Source organism: Microvirga sp. 2MCAF38, from assembly GCF_052115485.1.
Lineage (GTDB): Bacteria > Pseudomonadota > Alphaproteobacteria > Rhizobiales > Beijerinckiaceae > Microvirga.
Window position 1 is genome coordinate 252,064 of the sequence record NZ_JBFRGU010000002.1, and the last position, 18,049, is coordinate 270,112.

The 18,049-nt window shown below is 60.5% G+C and carries 14 protein-coding genes; 9 read left to right on the plus strand and 5 right to left on the minus strand.

The window, feature by feature from the left end; genetic code table 11:
• The first annotated feature begins 117 nt into the window (after positions 1 to 117).
• Genes hpnA through AB4072_RS05675 form a run of 7 tightly spaced genes read left to right on the plus strand, consistent with a single transcriptional unit; the run spans position 118 to position 7,968 of the window.
• The gene (gene hpnA / locus AB4072_RS05645; RefSeq protein WP_441966113.1) at positions 118 to 1,116 is read left to right on the plus strand and encodes a hopanoid-associated sugar epimerase; all 999 of its coding nucleotides are present in this window, start codon (positions 118 to 120) and stop codon (positions 1,114 to 1,116) included.
• Complete coding sequence (locus AB4072_RS05650; RefSeq protein ID WP_441966115.1) at positions 1,113 to 2,306, plus strand: glycosyltransferase; 1,194 nt, start codon at positions 1,113 to 1,115, stop codon at positions 2,304 to 2,306. Before hpnA ends, AB4072_RS05650 begins: the two co-directional genes overlap by 4 nt.
• A complete protein-coding gene (hpnC, locus tag AB4072_RS05655; RefSeq protein ID WP_441966117.1) occupies positions 2,303 to 3,181 on the plus strand; it encodes a squalene synthase HpnC in 879 nt (292 codons plus the stop codon). The genes AB4072_RS05650 and hpnC overlap by 4 nt, the downstream gene beginning before the upstream one ends.
• The gene (gene hpnD, locus AB4072_RS05660; protein WP_441966119.1) at positions 3,178 to 4,011 is read left to right on the plus strand and encodes a presqualene diphosphate synthase HpnD; all 834 of its coding nucleotides are present in this window, start codon (positions 3,178 to 3,180) and stop codon (positions 4,009 to 4,011) included. Before hpnC ends, hpnD begins: the two co-directional genes overlap by 4 nt.
• Positions 4,011 to 5,306 (plus strand): hydroxysqualene dehydroxylase HpnE, encoded by a 1,296-nt coding sequence (gene hpnE / locus AB4072_RS05665; protein WP_441966121.1) that lies wholly within the window; start codon positions 4,011 to 4,013, stop codon positions 5,304 to 5,306. The genes hpnD and hpnE overlap by 1 nt, the downstream gene beginning before the upstream one ends.
• Positions 5,303 to 7,255 carry a squalene--hopene cyclase gene (gene shc, locus AB4072_RS05670; RefSeq protein WP_441966123.1) on the plus strand — a complete coding sequence of 651 codons (1,953 nt, stop codon included), beginning with the start codon at positions 5,303 to 5,305 and terminating at the stop codon, positions 7,253 to 7,255. Before hpnE ends, shc begins: the two co-directional genes overlap by 4 nt.
• A complete protein-coding gene (locus AB4072_RS05675) occupies positions 7,252 to 7,968 on the plus strand; it encodes a phosphorylase (protein ID WP_441966124.1) in 717 nt (238 codons plus the stop codon). Before shc ends, AB4072_RS05675 begins: the two co-directional genes overlap by 4 nt.
• On the opposite strand, the gene hpnH is transcribed toward AB4072_RS05675, so the two are convergent.
• Positions 7,903 to 9,039: an adenosyl-hopene transferase HpnH gene (gene hpnH / locus AB4072_RS05680; RefSeq protein WP_441966125.1), complete on the minus strand. Its 1,137-nt coding sequence runs from the start codon at positions 9,037 to 9,039 to the stop codon at positions 7,903 to 7,905. The genes AB4072_RS05675 and hpnH overlap by 66 nt on opposite strands.
• Before the next feature lie 42 nt (positions 9,040 to 9,081).
• On the minus strand, positions 9,082 to 10,011 hold the full coding sequence (gene ispH / locus AB4072_RS05685; protein ID WP_441966127.1) for a 4-hydroxy-3-methylbut-2-enyl diphosphate reductase: 930 nt from the start codon (positions 10,009 to 10,011) through the stop codon (positions 9,082 to 9,084).
• Between the two features lie 275 nt (positions 10,012 to 10,286).
• On the opposite strand from ispH, the gene AB4072_RS05690 reads away from it, so the two are divergent.
• Positions 10,287 to 12,887 (plus strand): MMPL family transporter, encoded by a 2,601-nt coding sequence (locus AB4072_RS05690; RefSeq protein ID WP_441966129.1) that lies wholly within the window; start codon positions 10,287 to 10,289, stop codon positions 12,885 to 12,887.
• 1 nt (position 12,888) lies between these two features.
• Here the strand turns inward: AB4072_RS05690 and hpnJ are convergent, their stop codons facing one another.
• From hpnJ to AB4072_RS05705, 3 genes are all read right to left on the minus strand, one after another.
• The gene (gene hpnJ, locus AB4072_RS05695) at positions 12,889 to 14,316 is read right to left on the minus strand and encodes a hopanoid biosynthesis associated radical SAM protein HpnJ (protein WP_441966553.1); all 1,428 of its coding nucleotides are present in this window, start codon (positions 14,314 to 14,316) and stop codon (positions 12,889 to 12,891) included.
• The gene (gene hpnI / locus AB4072_RS05700; RefSeq protein ID WP_441966131.1) at positions 14,316 to 15,458 is read right to left on the minus strand and encodes a bacteriohopanetetrol glucosamine biosynthesis glycosyltransferase HpnI; all 1,143 of its coding nucleotides are present in this window, start codon (positions 15,456 to 15,458) and stop codon (positions 14,316 to 14,318) included. The genes hpnJ and hpnI overlap by 1 nt, the downstream gene beginning before the upstream one ends.
• 195 nt (positions 15,459 to 15,653) lie before the next feature.
• On the minus strand, positions 15,654 to 17,807 hold the full coding sequence (locus AB4072_RS05705; RefSeq protein ID WP_441966133.1) for a heavy metal translocating P-type ATPase: 2,154 nt from the start codon (positions 17,805 to 17,807) through the stop codon (positions 15,654 to 15,656).
• A 45-nt stretch (positions 17,808 to 17,852) separates the two neighbouring features.
• On the opposite strand from AB4072_RS05705, the gene AB4072_RS05710 reads away from it, so the two are divergent.
• The gene (locus AB4072_RS05710; RefSeq protein WP_441966135.1) at positions 17,853 to 18,029 is read left to right on the plus strand and encodes a hypothetical protein; all 177 of its coding nucleotides are present in this window, start codon (positions 17,853 to 17,855) and stop codon (positions 18,027 to 18,029) included.
• Positions 18,030 to 18,049 lie beyond the last annotated feature (20 nt).

Here is an 18,049-nt window from a genome sequence, read left to right on the forward strand (position 1 = left end):
CGGAGCGCGCTGTACGCCCGGGCTAGACTGGATAGTGCCGGCATCGTCGCCAAGGTGCTCGGTCGGAAAGGCAGATTGTACAAGAGGCTGAGGGCGTGAGCTGAAACGGAGGTCCACATGCCTGTCGGGCCGGTCCTGATCACGGGGGCGAGCGGTTTTCTCGGCTCGGCGCTGGTCGCCGCCTTCCATGGGGCGGGCTTCCCGGTTCGTGCGCTCGTACGCGCATCGAGCCCGCGCACAAACCTGCAGCAAGATGAAATAGCCATCATTCAAGGTGATATCTGTGACCGCGCTGCCATGGCGGCGGCGCTGCGCGGCGTGAGTTACGTCATTCATGCTGCTGCGGACTATCGGCTCTGGGTCCGCCGCCCGGAAGACATGATCCGCACCAACGTGGAGGGGACGAGGATCGTCATGGAGGAAGCGATGCGCGCCGGAGTGGAGCGTGTCGTGTACACCAGTAGTGTCGCCACCCTCTCGCTCAACAGCGACGGCACCCCCGCTGACGAAAGCCGGTCTTTGTCAGAATCCGCCGCCGTGGGCACCTATAAGCGCAGCAAGGTGATGGCCGAACGCCTCGTTCAGGACATGATCGATCGAGGCGGATTGCCTGCTGTCATCGTCAATCCATCGACTCCCATTGGGCCGCGCGACGTGAAGCCCACTCCGACCGGTCGTATCATTGTCGAAGCAGCCTCGGGGCGAATGCCGGGGTTCATTGAGACGGGCCTCAACCTCGCTCACGTGGACGATGTCGCGGCAGGGCACCTCGCCGCCATGCGCAAAGGGCGGATCGGCCAGCGCTATATACTCGGCGGCGAAAATGTTCATCTGTCCACGATGTTGGCGGACATCGCGGCCTTGGTCGACCGCTCCCCACCCGTCCTCAAACTGCCTCGCAGCTTGATCTATCCTTTGGCCCTCGGTGCGGAAGCGATGGCGCTCCTCACAGGCCGCACACCCTTCGTCACCCTCGACGGCCTCCGCATGGCGCGTCATCACATGTTCTTCACGGATGCCAAAGCGCGAAACGAACTCGGATATGCGTCGAGGCCTTATCGAGAAGGGCTCGCCGACGCCATCGCGTGGTTCCGCAGAGCCGGTTATTTGCGATGAACAATGTCGCAATCGTTGTGAGTGCCACGTCGGTTGCCGCGTGGTTCTACCTTCTGCTTGGGCGAGGACATTTCTGGCGTTTTATCGAGGAAGATGATGCTCTGATCCCATCTCAGAGCGATCCGCAGATGGATGATTGGCCAAGCGTGGTTGCCGTGGTCCCGGCTCGCGACGAGGTGGGATTGATCGCCGCCAATGTTGGCTCGCTGTTGCAGCAGGATTACCCGGCGCGTCGCTTCGTCGTCGTCCTTGTTGATGACAGAAGTACAGACGGCACGGCCGCTGTCGCCCGAGAGGCGGCGATGCAGGTGGGTTCCACAGAGCGTTTGACCATCATTCGGGGAATCGACCCTCCGTCTTCCTGGACGGGTAAACTCTGGGCGATGGCGCAAGGTTTCGCTTATGTTGAAGGGCAATCCAAGTCGCCCGACTTCGTGCTCTTCAGCGATGCTGACATCGCCTATGATGTGAATGTCGTGAGGCAATTGGTGCAGGCGGCCTGCGCCCGGAAAACCGTTCTGACCTCGCTGATGGTGAAGCTGCGCTGCGAGAGCCTTGCCGAGCGCATGCTCATTCCGGCCTTCGTCTTCTTCTTTCGCAAACTCTACCCCTTCGCGTGGGTTAATAGTCCGGCTTGTCGAACAGCCGCAGCCGCCGGAGGCTGCATGCTCGTGCGCCCGGATGCGCTTCGCCGTGCCGGAGGATTCCGGGCGATCCGAAGCGCGTTGATCGACGATTGCGCGCTCGGGAGCTTGCTGAAAGGGCAGGGGGCCATCTGGCTTGGTTTGACCGAGAACGCCCGTAGCCTTCGTGCATCTCCAACGGTTGAAGACATACGGCTCACGGTGGCTCGCTCAGCCTATGCCCAGCTTCGCTATTCACCGTTGGCTCTCTTTGGCACAGTGCTCGCCATGGGCGTGGTCTACATCGCTCCGCCATTGACTGCGGTCCTCGCGAGCGGAGTGGCATGCGGCTTAGGCCTCGTCGCCTGGGGCATGATGGCTTTCGCGTTTGCGCCTGCGCTCCGGTTTTACAAGGTAAAAGCGATCTGGGCTCTGGCCCTCCCGGCGATCGCCTCCATGTATCTTCTCTTCACCTTGGACTCGGCGCTCCAGCACTGGCGGGGCCGGGGTGGCGCGTGGAAGGGGCGCTTTCAGGCCCCAGCGTCGAGAGGCATGACCGAACGATGAACAGGGTATCGGAACTTCGTCCGGGCAAGTCACGCCTCGAAGATAACTTTCCTGTCGCGTCTTTTCTCGTTCATCCGAGAAATCGCGGTCCGATCCTCGCCTTCTATCGCTTCGTTCGTGCGGCAGACGACATCGCGGACGATCCGAACCTCTCGAACGACAAGAAGCTTGTCCTTTTGGACACGCTGGAGCGAGAGCTGACTGGCTCCGCGCCTGCCGGTCCTGAGGCGGAGCCGTTGCGGATCTCGCTCGCGGAGCGCGGGCTTCAGCCTCGGCACGCGCTCGACTTGCTCGAAGCCTTTCGCATTGACGTTCGCAAGACCCGTTACAGGGACTGGTCAGAGCTGATGGGCTATTGCACGCTGTCTGCAATGCCGGTCGGCCGTTTCGTGCTCGACGTGCATGGCGAAGCGAAGGATACGTGGCCGGCATCCGACACGCTCTGTGCCGCGTTGCAGATCATCGACCACCTTCAGGATTGTGCAAAGGACTACCAAACTCTCGATCGCGTCTACTTGCCGATCGACGCGCTTAGCGCCCATGGAGTCGGCGTAGAGGCACTCGGCGCCCCATCCGCGAGCCCGGAACTGCGCGCTTGCTTGATCGATCTCGGGGATCGTACCGCACAGCTTGTAAAGGATAGCGCAAATCTGCCCGCACTCATCGCGGATGAGCGCCTCAGCCTCGAAGTCGCCGCAATACGGAGGCTCGCCCTTACCCTTCTGGATCGGTTGAAGCGACGCGACCCATTGAGCGAGCCTGTGCATCTCGGCAAGGCCGGTTTCGTTCTTGCAGCCGCAGTCGGGGCGGCGCAGGGTCTCTTCACCCGCGCGGTCCGTGGAAATCCGGCTCGGCTCTTGAGGGACGGACGATGACCCCCGTGATGGAAAGCGGCCATGGGGCCGGTCCGGCCGCAGGCAGCTCGTTCTGTACAGCCATGAGAATCCTGCCGCGGATCCGTCGTGAAGCCATGTATGCGGTGTACGCATTCTGTCGCGCCGTAGACGACGTCGCGGACAGTGACGAGCCTTTTGTCGATCGCGTTCGTGAACTCAAGAGCTGGCGAGCGGGGGTGGATGCTCTGTTCAACGGCAACGCGCCGGAGCGCCTCTCGGCTCTTGTCGTACCGGTTCGCACCTTCGAGCTTCAGCGCCGCGATTTCGATGCCATTCTCGACGGAATGATGATGGATGCGAGCGGCAATCTGCGAGCGCCCGATTGGGCACTTCTCGATCTCTATTGTGATCGTGTGGCGAGTGCCGTCGGGCGGCTTTCGGTGAGGATATTCGGGCTCGACACCGCCCATGGGGATGCTCTCGCCCACCATCTTGGACGAGCCCTGCAACTGACCAACATTTTGCGGGACCTTGACGAAGATGCAGCCCTCGGCCGCCTTTACGTGCCACGAGAAGCGCTTGTCGATGCGGACATTGAGCAGTTCGAACCAAAATTCGTTTTGAGCAACCCACGGCTCGGTGAGGCCTGCGCCTGCGTAGCCGCGCGCGCGACCATCCATTTTTCCGAAGCGGACCGGATCATGGCCGATTGCCCCCGGGCCTTCGTACGCGCGCCCCGCCTGATGGCCACAGCGTATTCGTCCATTCTCGACAAGCTCCTGGCGCGCGGATGGAGTCTGCCGCGGGAGCCCGTTCACGCGGATCGTGTGCGCCTGGTTGGGGCGCTCCTGCGCTACGGCCTCATATGATGGATGGGGTCGTCCACATTGTCGGAGCCGGTCTTGCGGGCCTGAGCGCTGCAATACGCTTGGTCGAGGCTGGATACTCTGTCGAAGTTTACGAGGCGGCAAAGATCGCAGGTGGACGGTGTCGTTCCTATTTCGATCCGGCTCTCGGGTGCACGATCGACAACGGAAACCACCTTGTCCTATCCGGCAACGGGGCGACACTTGATTTCCTTTCCCGGATCGAGGCGAAGCATGAACTGAGTGGTCCACCCGAAGCGGCTTTCGCGTTCGCCGATCTTGCGAGTCATGAACGTTGGACTCTGCGGCCGAACAGGGGCCGGTTGCCCTGGTGGATTTTCGACGCGAAGCGCCGCGTGCCTGCCAGCCGCGCCAGAGATTATCTGGCCGCCGCGAAGATCCTGCATGCGCCAGCTTTGGCATCTGTCAGCGATGTCATGGTGTGCTCGGGACCGTTGTACGAGCGTCTGTGGCGACCGGTGCTTTTGGCTGCTCTCAACACCGGGCCGAGAGAAGCCGACGCAGGGCTGGCAGCGCAGATCCTGCGCGAAACGCTGGCTGCTGGCGGACAAGCCTGCCGGCCGCTGATCGCAAGGGCTGGCCTTTCCGCGACCTTCATCGAACCCGCGCTTCGACGTTTGGCAAAAAACCAAGTATCCGTCCATTTCGGGCGCCGCCTGCGCGAAATCGGCCTGACTGGAGGACGTCCCGGGGGGCTTGATTTCGGAGAGGTGCAAATCGAGCTTGGATCTCGCGAAACCGTTATTCTCGCAGTCCCATCGTGGACGGCAGCAGGGCTCGTTCCCGGACTGCAAGTGCCCAACGACTCTCGCGCAATCATCAATGCTCATTTCCGGATAGAACCACCTACGACCCTTCCGCCGATCCTCGGCATCATCAATGGGTTGGCCGAATGGCTCTTTGCCTATCCTGGGCGCCTCTCTGTCACCATCAGCAGCGCGGATCGCCTGTTGGATCTTCCGCGCGAGGCTCTCGCGGAAGCGATCTGGAACGATGTCTCGACCCTGACCGGGCTTCCTCGCGATCTTCCGCCCTGGCAAATCGTGAAAGAGCGCCGCGCGACATTCGCGGCAACTCCAGACGAGGTCGCTCGCCGTCCACCCGCGCGAACGCACATTCCGGGCCTGATCCTTGCCGGAGATTGGACCGCGACGGAGCTGCCGGCGACAATCGAAGGTGCGATCAGATCGGGCTATAAGGCGGCCTCGGTCGTCGCGAGTGCATCCGCTGCCAGAAGTCCTCTTGCAACCATACCAGCGCAGCAGCATGCCGCATGACCGAAGCCATCTTTTACCCCCTCGAATGGCCGGCAGATAAAATCGAACCGCAGATTGCCGCGGCGACCCAAGCCCTCATCGATTGTGCGCGAGCGGACGGCCATTGGTGTTTCGAGCTCGAGGCGGATGCGACCATCCCGGCGGAGTACATTCTTCTGAAGCATTACCTTGGCGAAGCGGTGGATTCCGCGCTCGAAGCCAAGATGGGTTCCTACCTTCGGCGCATTCAGAAGCGGGAAGGGGGCTGGCCTCTCTTCCACGATGGTGCATTCGACATGAGTGCCAGCGTGAAAGCGTATTTCGCGCTCAAGATGATCGGCGATGCGCCGAATAGTGCGCATATGCTTCGGGCCCGCGAGGCGATTCTCGCTCTTGGCGGAGCTGCGAAGAGCAATGTCTTTACGCGGGCCTTTCTGGCGCTCTATGGCGAGATCCCCTGGCGGGCCGTTCCGGCCATGCCTGTCGAAATCATGCTTCTCCCGTGCTGGTTTCCCTTCCATCTCTCAAAAATCTCATACTGGGCTCGCACCGTTCTCGTTCCGCTTATGGTCTTGCAGGCGCTGAAGCCGAAAGCGCGAAATCCGCGCGGTATCGGAATCGGTGAACTTTTCATCGTTCCGCCAGGCGAGGTGCGTGACTGGCCGAGGGGTGCGCATCAGACATCGCCCTGGACTCCGTTCTTCCAAGGGATCGATACCATTCTTCGTCCCGCAGAGCGGTTCTTTCCGAAAGGCCTTCGCCAGAGAGCCGTTAAAGCAGCCGTCGCCTTTGTCGAGCAGCGGCTCAATGGCCGCGACGGGCTCGGGGCCATTTTCCCGGCCATGGCCAATGCCGTGATGATGTTCGATGCCCTCAGCTATCCGGCGGACCATCCGCATGTCGTGACAGCGCGCGAAGCGCTCGAAGGTTTGGTCGTCGTGAGGGAACAGGAAGCCTTTTGCCAGCCTTGCCTGTCACCGGTCTGGGATACGGCACTCGCATGCCAGGCTCTGCTCGAGGTCGGTGGCAATGAAGCGAAGGCGGCAGCGCTTCAAGGTCTTGGCTGGTTGAGCGAGCGACAAATTCTCGACGTGGCGGGAGATTGGGCGGCGGAACATCCGGGATTGCGGCCGGGTGGTTGGGCCTTTCAATACGCCAATCCGCACTATCCCGATGTCGATGACACGGCGGTTGTTGTTATGACCATGCACCGGGGAGATCCAACGACATTCGATGAGGCGATCGCCCGCGGTCGCGAGTGGGTCTCGGGCCTGCAGAGCCGCAACGGCGGTTGGGGTGCCTTCGATGTCGACAACACCTACGAGTATCTCAACTATATCCCCTTCGCCGATCATGGAGCGCTTCTCGATCCGCCGACCGCCGACGTGACGGCGCGTTGCGTATCGATGCTCGCTCAACTCGGCGAGACACCGGAAGCCAGTCCGACGCTCGCACGCGGCATCGCCTACCTCCTCGCGGCGCAGGAAAAAGATGGGAGTTGGTTCGGTCGCTGGGGCGTGAATTACATCTATGGGACCTGGTCGGCTCTCTGCGCCCTTCGCGCGGCAAAGATCGACACGCAGTCAGTGGCGATGCGTCGCGCGGTGAAATGGCTTGTCGCGATCCAGCATTCCGATGGAGGGTGGGGCGAGGGCGGTGAGAGTTATCGTCTCGATTACCGTGGGTATGAACCCGCACCGAGTACGGCCTCGCAGAGCGCGTGGGCACTCTTGGCTCTCATGGCTGCAGGCGAAGTCGAGCATCCAGCCGTCGCGCGGGGCATCGCGTATCTGAGACGCACGCAAGGCTCCGATGGGTTTTGGCGCGAGGAGCGTTTCACGGCGACGGGATTCCCGCGCGTCTTCTACCTGCGTTACCACGGATACCCGAAGTTCTTTCCGCTTTGGGCTCTCGCGCGCTACCGCAATTTGAGGCGGGGGATCGACCACAATGCGAGGTTTGGAATGTGACCTCCGAACTCTCGCTGCCCATTCTCGTCGTGACCGGATTTCGCCAAGAAGCACGGCTCGTCGCCGGATCTGACATCGCTATCATTTGCTCAGGGGGCTCTCCGGCGCGACTGAAGACGGCGCTCGGCGAGCTTAAGCCCGCCTATCGCGCGATCATCAGTTTTGGGATTGCTGGCGGCCTTGATCCGGCTCTCGGTCCGGGCGATGCGATCATCGCCAGCGGCATTGTCGCTGCGAACGCACGGTGGGGTACGCATTCCGGAATAGTTCGCGACTGGGCGCGGCTTTTGTCGACGGGTCGCCGACGCGTGATCCTTGCTGAAATCGCCGGCGCCGATGCCCCGGTGCTGACACCCCCAGACAAGGCTGTCTTGCGTTCCGCAACCGGAGCCGCTGCGGTCGATATGGAATCCCACATTGCGGCCGCTTTTGCGGCGGAGCACGGAATTCCATTTGCCGCCATTCGGGTGATCTGCGACCCGGCCGAGTGCGGACTTCCATCTCTCGTGGGAAAGGCACTGCACCCGAGTGGGAGCATCAATCTAAAGGGCGCGCTGCACGAGATCGCCAGAAGTCCGATGCAGCTTACCGCGCTGCCGCGTTTGGCATGGCATGCCTCTGCCGCCTTCTCGAGTTTAAGACACTGCCTAATGCTTCTGGGTCCGGGTCTTGGCGTTGCCGGCCTCGATGAGTCTTTCCGCGACATTGCGTGAAAAGACGAATTGTGCCGGACGCTGCCCATCGAGCGGAATCTCGGGTGCCATCGGTCCTTCGGTGCCAACCCCCCGCAAAGCCGTCCAAGCCGCTTTCCAGGGCCGTTGGACTGTGTCCAGCACGGCGGATGCCTCATAACCCGAATGGACCATGCAATCGGCACACTTTTCGTAGTGGCCGGTACCGTAGGCGTCCCAATCGGTTTCTTCCATCAGTTCGCGGAAGGTCGCGGCGTAGCCTTCACCCAGGAGGTAGCAGGGGCGTTGCCATCCGAAGACAGTCCGGGTGGGGTTGCCCCATGGCGTGCAGTGATAGGTCTGGTTGCCGGCCAGAAAGTCGAGGAAGAGCGCGGACTGGTTGAAAGCCCATTTTTTGCCACCCCGTCCGAGGCGGAAGATATCGCGGAATAGCTCCTTGGTGACCCGTCGATTGAGGAAATGCTGTTGGTCGGGTGCCCGCTCGTAGGCATATCCCGGTGAGACGGTAATTCCATCAACTCCGAGTGCCGTGACACTATCGAAGAAGGCTGCAACCCGCTCCGGGTCGGCCCCTGTGAAAAAGGTGCTGTTGACGGTGACACGAAAGCCTTTGGCCTGCGCCAACCGGAGGGCCGCGACAGCGCGATTATAGACACCTTCCTGGCACACCGAGCGATCATGCATCTCTTCATCGCCATCGAGGTGAATGGACCAGGTGAAATATGGGCTCGGCCGATACTGGTCGATCTTTTTCTCGAGCAGTAACGCATTCGTGCAGACGACGACGAATTTCCGGCGATCGATGGCGCCTGCCACGATCTGAGGCAGATCTTTGTGTAAGAGTGGCTCACCGCCCGCAAGCACCACGACCGGGGCGCCGCACTCGTCCATCGCCGCAAGACAATCCTCAACGGACAGCCGCTTGTTGAGGATTGCATCGGGATAGTCGATTTTGCCGCATCCGGCGCAGGCAAGATTGCATCGGAAAAGCGGCTCCAGCATGAGCACGAGAGGGTAACGTTTTCGGCCTGCGAGGTGCTGGCGAAGGATATAGCTTCCGATCGAGACAACTTGTCGGATGGGGATCCCCACGGGCGACTCCTTGTTGAGCGGTCCTGATGCCGCAAGCGTGGCTCAAACAGCTAGGAGTTCGGCCGGCAGACGGAAATTGATGGTCTCCTGGACCCCCGGGAGGATAGAAACGTCCACAGGTCCAGCAGCGCAGCGGAGTGCTTCGATGACATTCTCCACGAGCACTTCGGGTGCCGAAGCTCCAGCAGTTACTCCGACTACCTCAACGCGATGAAGCCAGTTTGGATCGACATCCGCACCATCGGCCACAAGGTAACTCGGGATTCCGGCTTCAATGCCAATCTCGAGCAAACGGTTGGAATTCGAGCTATTACGTGCACCGACAACAAGAACGAGATCGGCGATACGGCAGAGCTGCCGGAGAGCAACTTGGCGGTTTTGCGTAGCGTAGCAGATGTCCTTTGTTTCGGGGCCGACCACATCGGCGAACCGATCTCTGAGCGCCGTGATGATCGAGCGAGTGTCGTCGACGCTGAGTGTCGTCTGGGTCACGTACGCGATGGGCGTGTCAAATGGGAGACCCAACGCCTCTACATCGGCCAGATTTTGCACAAGATGAACGATGCCTTCCACCTGCCCGAGTGTTCCTTCCACTTCGGGGTGCCCCGCATGGCCGATAAGCACCAGCGTCCGCCCTTGCTCGACATAGCGCCGGCCTTGATTGTGGACCTTGGTCACGAGTGGGCATGTCGCATCCAGAGCCGGCAATTGCCTGGCTTGCGCCGCCGCCACGACGGCGCGGGGCACGCCATGGGCACTGAAAATCACGACAGYGCCATCCGGAACTTCGCTGAGGTCCTCGACGAAACGGGCACCCTTTCGCTCCAAGCTTTCGACAACGTAGCGATTATGAACGATCTCGTGACGAACATAGACCGGAGCGCCATATTTAATGAGTGCGCGTTCCACGATCTCGATCGCGCGAACGACGCCGGCACAAAAGCCACGGGGTTGAGCGAGGATGATTTTCATATCCTATACTCTTTATGCTCAAGTTTGAGCTGTGATCGCCGCCAAGATATCCAAAGGTATCTACGTTCGGCCCCCGACCTTTCAATCCTTTTACTTTAATCTATTTTAATTTGTAGGCAGGCTATCAGTCGTCACGCAACATATCGTAGGGATTATTGCGGAGGCGATAGCGAGTGTTATCTCAGCGTTCGCGTTACTACTCTAGCCACTATAGGGCGCTATAGTACTGAGGGAAGGCGCTTCACATCTCATCGGGAGGGCATATCCAGATCCTGATGCCAAAATCCTTGATCGAGCGCGTCGTAACACTGTGCATCCGTGGCCCATGGCTGGTCATCGCTGTCGCCAGCGTGCTCGCCTTGCTCAGCCTTTTCGTTGCGCTCAAGCGCTTCACAATCAACACCGACACGGCACGATTGATTTCCCCGAACGTGACCTGGCGCCAGGACGAGATTGCGATCGACACGGCATTCCCGCATCGCACAGCTTCCATTGTCGCCGTCGTCGACGGGGAAACGCCTGAACTTGCCGATGAGGCGGCCGAAAAGCTCACAGACGCGCTCATGCGGCATAGCGAAATTTTCCGAAGGGTTCGGCAGCCGGATAGCGCTTCTTTCTTTGCGAAGAACGGCCTCTTGTTCCTGTCAAAAGAGGAACTCGCTCGCACGACCGAGGAGCTGATTGCGCAACAGGGGCTTCTTGAGCACCTCGCCGCCGATCCGAGCTTGCGCGGCTTTTTGCAGACCCTCTCGTTCGGATTGCAGGGCGTTCGCGCAGGCCAGATGAAGCTGGACGAGCTCGCCGGGCCGATGACAGCGTTGTCGAACGTGCTTGAGCACGCTCTCGCAGGCGAGCCGGCCCGGCTCTCATGGCGGAATCTGGTGTCGGGCGGAAAGACCGGGGCCGGTGAGTTGAAGCGCTTTATCCTGATCGACCCCATTCTCAATCACAACACGCTGCAGCCCGGCGTAGAGGCAACCGAGCTCGTGCGACGAACGATCGGCGAGCTCAGGTTGACGCCTAATCGTGGCGTGCGCGTGCGCCTGACAGGCCCTGTTCCGATCTCGGACGACGAGTTCGGGACATTGGCGGAGAACGTCGTGCTCAACACGACGCTGACCCTCGCGGCCATCGGCCTCATCCTCTATTTCGCCCTCCGTTATGGACGGATCATCGCTCCCGTTCTGGTGACGCTTCTTGTGGGCATTGTCGTGACAACAGGTGTCGGCCTTCTGGTGGTCGGTGAATTCAACCTCATCTCAGTCGCCTTCGCGGCGCTGTTCGTGGGGCTCGGCATCGATTTCGGCATTCAGTTCGCCATGCGTTATCGCGCCGAACGCTATGCGCAGGATGATCTCCCAACCGCTCTTGTCACCGCAGCGCGAGGGGTAGGTAGGTCGCTCACCTTAGCGGCCATCTCGCTCCTTGCCGGCTTCTTTTCCTTCTTGCCGACGGAGTTCCGAGGGGTTTCCGAACTCGGGCTGATCGCCGGCCTCGGCATGGTGATAGCCTATGTGGCAAACTTGACGTTGCTCCCGGCGCTCATCACCGTCCTTCGACCGCTTGCCGAACAAAAGTCCATTGAGACGGCGTCTCTGGCCAGGCTCGACCACTGGATCCATGATCACCGCCGTCTCGTGATCATGACGACGTTGCTGGCAGTCACGGTCGGATTGCCGCTTCTCATCAGCGTTCCGTTCGACTCGAACCCCATGAACCTGCGCGACAAGCGTGTGGAATCGGTCGCGACATTCCTGGACTTGGCAAAGAACCCTGAGACCACACCGAATACGATCGATGTGTTGGCGCCATCGCTGGAGGAGGCTGAGACGCTTGCCGCCAAGCTTGGGGCTCTACCGGAGGTCTCGCGCACCATGACTTTAGCGAGCTTCATTCCGGATGATCAGGATGAGAAGCTCCGCTATGTCGGCGAGGCGGCTCTGACGCTCGCCCCGGCACTCCATCCAGCAAAGGTGATGCCGCCTCCGACGGATGCCCAAAATATCGCGGCCCTGAGCGAGACCGCGACGCTGTTGCGCGAAGCTGCAGGGACAAAGCCCGGTTCGGCAGAAGATCAAGCCCGACGGCTTGCCGCTGTTCTCAATCAGGTTGTCGAGACCTCGCCCTCAAAGCGAAAAGCCGCTGAGGCCGCCGTGATATTGGATTTGCCGCGCTTCTTGAATCGGCTTCGCTTGCTTTTGAGCACGGAACCGATCACGCGCGAAAATCTCCCGCGCGATCTTGTGGCGGACTGGATTGCGCCGGATGGGCGAGCGAGGGTTGAGGTCTTTCCCAGAGGAGGGGCCCACAACGATGAAGTCCTCGCAACATTTGCGAACGCAGTCCACGCGGTCGCGCCTCACGCCACGGGAACCCCGATCGTGATCGTGGAATCCGGACGCACGGTGGTCCGTGCATTTATCGAGGCGGCGCTGTTTTCCCTCGTCGCGATTTTCCTGATCCTATGGGTCACGCTTCGCAGCTTGCGCGATGTCTCCCATGCTCTTGGTCCACTCGTGCTGGCCACGATCCTGACGCTGGAGACGGCCTCTCTGCTAGGGCTTTCCCTTAATTTCGCGAACATCATCGCCTTGCCGCTCATGCTCGCCGTCGGTGTCGCCTTTCATATCTACTACATCATAGCCTGGCGGGCGGGCGTGTCCGACATGCTGGCCTCCAGTTTGACGCGGGCAATCTTCTTCAGTGCGCTCACCACCGGCATCGCCTTTGGCAGCCTCTGCTTCTCGAGCCACCCGGGAACGGCAAGCATGGGGCTGCTTTTGGCCCTGTCTCTGTTCTTCACGCTCCTTTCAGCCTTCATCGTGGTGCCGGCCTTCCTCGGCCCACCGCATAAATCCGATGAAGGAAAAGTGTAGGTCAGTGCGATACTTCGTTCCGATCCTTAAGAAACCGGAAGAACTCGACTCCTTCACGCAACCGGCGTTTCATCATCTCAGGGCTTCGGACCATTTCTCCGACGATCGAAGCAATCTTGGGTGCCCGGAAATAGAACCGTCTGTAGAATTGCTCCACCGACTCGAAAATCTCGGTGTGACTGAGATGCGGGTAATTCAAGACCGCAATCTGCGTTCCGTGATCGGTCAGAAGTTCGGCATCGGTATCGTGAAGCCAGTCGTTCTCCTGGGCCTGCCGATAAAGGAAGGTACCGGGGTAGGGCGCTGCCAATGAGACCTGTATCGTATGCGGGTTGATCTCATTGGCGAAGCGGATCGTCTCTTCGATTGTTTCCTTTGACTCGCCGGGTAAGCCGAGGATGAAGGTGCCGTGGATGACGATGCCGAGTTCATGACAGTCCTTGGTGAAACGACGGGCCACATCGACCCTCATTCCTTTCTTGATGTTGTGCAGGATCTGCTGGTTACCGGATTCATAGCCGACCAGCAGAAGGCGCAGGCCGTTGTCTTTCATGATCTTCAATGTACTACGCGGCACATTAGCCTTGGCGTTGCATGACCATGTGAGTCCAAGTTTACCGATCTCGCGGGCTAGCGCTTCGACGCGCGGAATGTTGTCGGTCAATGTGTCGTCGTCGAAGAAGAATTCTTTGACCTGGGGGAAGGCCGCCTTCGCCCAAGTGAGCTCCTCCATCACATGCCCGATGCTGCGTGTGCGGTAACGGTGCCCTCCGACGGTCTGGGGCCAGAGGCAGAAGGTGCAGCGGGATTTACAGCCGCGCCCCGTATAGAACGAAATGTAGGGGTGCTTGAGATATCCGCCGAAATAGTTCTCGATAATGAGATCGCGTTTGTAGACGGGCGTCACGAAGGGCAGGGCGTCCATGTTCTCGAGGATCGCGCGGTCGGAGTTGTGAACGATCACCCCTTCGTCATTGCGATAGGAGAGCCCATCGATGCGGCTCCAAGCGCGGCCCTCAGCCACTTCCTTGATCGTGAAGTCGAATTCGTTGCGCGCGACGAAGTCGATGGCCTGGCACGCCTTCAGGCTCTCCTCCGGTTCAACCGCTACCTTGGCACCGATCAGTCCGATTTTCAGGGCCGGATTGAGTTCCTTCATTGCCTGTGCGGTCCGCACATCGGAGTTGAAGGACGGTGTTGAGGTATGCAGGACAAGAAGCTCGTATGCGCGCGCATAAGGGGCGATGTCCGCGAATGTCAGGCGGTGCGGCGGCGCATCGATCAGCTTGCTCTCCTCGACCATCGCGGCCGGTTGGGCGAGCCATGTCGGATACCAAAACGAGCGGACCTCGCGCGTCATCTGGTAGCGCGCCCCGGCGCCGCCGTCGAAGCCGTCGAAGGATGGTGCTTGCAGAAAAAGCGTCCGCATCATGACGAGGCTGACCTCCGTTTAAGGGCGAGGGAGGCTTCCATGCGATAGCTGGACCCCTTCCAAGTCACGCTCCGCCCGATAAAGCTCGCGATAAACACTGTGAAGGAAAGTAGGTCGCGTATCGGCAGGAGCCAGTACGGGTGCGGCCGAAGGCCGAAAGCCCGCTCGATCCGCCTACAAAGCAAGATCCGGGAGACGACCACCAGAAGCATAGCCACCATGGCGACTGCGCCCCCGCCGAAGAGGGCTGCCAGCAGCGCCCACGGCAATCCGTGTGTGACGACTGAGGCAGCATATCCGGCGGGGTCGATGCTCCTGATGGTCCGCGCCCACCGCAGCTCATGCCGCCAAAGTTCGCTCCAGGAACGCTCGCCACACATGTGGCCTATTGTGAAGGAGGGTACTGCAACTTCGCCACCCTGTGAGCGAAGCGCTGCTCCCAGCGCATAATCGTCCGCCATGTCGTTGGCGAATGCTTCCATCCCTCCGATCCTGGCCAGCATCGTGCGCCTGAGTGCAATTGTTGAACCGAAACAGGGCTGTGCGAGGCCAAGAGAAAGGCCGACAACGACATTAGGGAGAAAATGCGTATCGATGCCAAGCGCCGAGAGACGGGACCAGAGGCTCCGCGAAGCGAGAGCGTGGTAAAGGCAAGTCACACCATTCACGCCGGGGCGTTCCAATTCCGCAATGATGTTCACGATGTAGTCAGGTCCGACCCGTATATCGCTGTCAGCCAGGATTACGACCTGATGCCGTATCCGAGCGGCCATGTTGACGAGGTTTGAGACTTTGCGGTTCAGCCCGTGCAGACGGGAGTCGACGACAAGATCGAGATTCTGGCCCGGAAATTTCTTCGAGAGCGCGTTCACGATGGCGATTGCTGGGTCGTCTGAGGCCTGAACGCCGAAGATGATTTGGACCGATCCCGAATAGTCCTGCGCGCAAAAGGAGGTCAGGTTCTTCTCAAGCTCAGACTCATCCCCACAGAGCGGCTTCAGGATTGTGACCGAAGGGCTTTCAATCCGCACCGGCGTCTTCCGCCGTGCAAAGCGCCCGACGAGGATCGCTGCCGCTCCTGTATGAAGAGAGCTAAGCCCCACCGCGATCAGGCAGATGATAGTCAGCCACGACCACATGCTACGACCACTGTTTATGTTCCACCGAGCATCGAAGCGTGCCTGGAACCCGACCGAAGTCGTTTGGTAGGGTTAATCGCGAACCGCGTCATGAGGTCCATGTCGAGCGGCCTAGCCGTCGCAGTTGCATAGGTGAGTGGCCACGTTCGAAAGTATTTTTCCCCCAGTGAGGCCTTGGTATCCTGGCCGCGTTGATCAAGCCGCCTTGACTGTCATGTCAACTTGCGAAGGTGTCGCCGAGATCTTTTGGCGCCACGTGCCGAAGAAGCCGAGAAGACGCAAAGCGTTCAACGTCACGAGAACCGTGCCCCCGGTATCCGCGATGATCGCCATCCAGAGTCCTGTAGCACCTGTGATGGTCGTCACGAGGAAGAGTGCCTTCAGGCCCAAGGCGATACCGATGTTCTGACGGATATTGCCCATGGTTGCTCGCGATAGGCGGATCAGTGAGGCAACATCGGCGACGCGATTGCCCAGCAATGCCGCATCTGCCGCCTCCAGCGCCACATCCGTGCCGGACCCCATCGCTACGCCCACATGCGCGGCGGCCAAAGCCGGAGCGTCGTTGATGCCGTCGCCGACCATCAAAGTGTGGCGGATTCCCGCCATCTGGCGGACGACATCCGATTTGTCGCTGGGCATCATCTCGGCGCGAACGTCGATGCCCAGCGCGCGGCCGATGGCCTGACCGGTGCGGGCATTGTCGCCTGTCAGCATGACGGTTTCGACGCCGAGGGCCTTAAGTTCGGCGAGGCCTTTCTGGGCATCGGCGCGAGGCTCGTCGCGGAAGGCTAGGATCCCGGCAACCGAGCTGCCGGCCACAACGAGTGCAACCGTTTTCCCGTCTCCTTCGAGTGCTTCGAACCGACGAATGAGGTCGGTATCGAGAGCGGTCTGTTCGGCGGCGAACCGCGGAGCGCCGATGAAGACGGTCTGCGATCCGATGGTGCCTTCCATGCCGCGACCGGGCAGGGCGCGGACATTGGTCGCGTTCGCGAGCGAAACCCCATCCTTTTCCACGCGTGCGGCCACCGCTTGGGCGAGTGGATGGCTGGATTCCCGTTCGATGGCTCCGGCGAGGGCGAGAACCTCCATCTCGGTCGCCGCGACCGGGATGACGTCCGTGACGAAAGGCCGTCCCACTGTCAGAGTGCCTGTCTTATCGAAGGCAACCACCTGGGTCTTGGCGAGATTTTCGACGACCGCTCCGCCCTTGACGAGCAGCCCGTGGCGGGCCGCTGTCGAAAGACTCGATGCGATGGCCGCCGGCACCGAGATGACAAGGGCGCAAGGGCAGCCGATCAGCAGCAAGGTCAATCCGCGATAGATCCAGGTCGACCAGTCTCCATCAAGCAGTAGAGGAGGAGCCGCAGCCACGAGAGCGGAGAGCCCGACGATGAAGGGCATGTAGATCCGCGAAAACTTGTCAATGAAGCGCTCGGTTGGCGCTTTCGCTTCCTGAGCTTCCTCGACCAGCGCGATGATGCGCGCGATCATATTGTTCTGCGCCGTGCGTTCGACCCGCACACGGATTGCGGCGTCATGATTGATCGAGCCGGAGAAGATTTCAGCGCCAGGCTCTTTCAGCTTGGGCACGGATTCGCCTGTGATGGGCGATTCATCCACGCTCGACATGCCGTCGATCACCTTGCCGTCGGCGGGCACGCGGTCTCCGGGGCGCACAAGGGCGATCTGGCCGATCCGCAGAGTCTCGGCCGAAACCTCGCGCAATTGGCCCGCGTCATCCACGATGGCCGTCTTGGGCACGAGGGCTCCCAGCGCCTTGATGCCAGCTCTCGCCTTGTTGGCGGCGACGCCTTCGAGCACTTCGCCGACAGAGAAGAGGAACACGACGATGGCGGCTTCCTCCGCCGCGCCAATGAACAGAGCGCCGACCGCCGCGATGGTGAGTAGCATCTGGATAGTGAAGGGCGCTCCCGCAAAGGCGGCCACAAAGGCGCGTCGTGCGACAGGAGCCGACGCGATAATTGTCGCCAGGATGAACACCCCGTAGGAGCCTTGTGGCACGACAATGCTCGCAGCATAAGCCGCGACGACGAGCAGGCCCGACGTCACGGCGATCTTGCCCTTATGGGTTGCCCACCAGCGGGGAGCCGGCTTTTCAATCGCCTTCACCGGAACGGCATTCGCAGTAGTCGACGCGCCGTGCATGAGGCTCGTCTGATAGCCGAGATTCTTCAGCTGGCTTTCTATCGTCGTGCTTGGCGTTTTGGCCTCATCGAGGACAAGCGACAGAGTCTCATTCGTGATAGACACCTTGAGCCCCGAAACGCCGGGCAAACGCTCGAGAGCGGTGAGGATCGTCGCCGCGCAACTGCCGCAATCCATTCCTTCGACTTTCCAAACCTGCGCATCCGCGGATGGAGTTTCATCTTGAACGTGTGCGTGGGAGTCGTGGTGATCGTGCCCCTTATGGTCATGCTTGTGACCGTGGTCATGATTGTGGTGATCATGGCCACAGCAAGCGCCGTGAGAATGGTCGTGCTTGTGCGCGGAGGCGTGGTCGTGAGGGGCGTTCATCCGATTTCTCAAGGGTTCGGCAGGTTGTAAGTTGACATCGGATGCTCAAT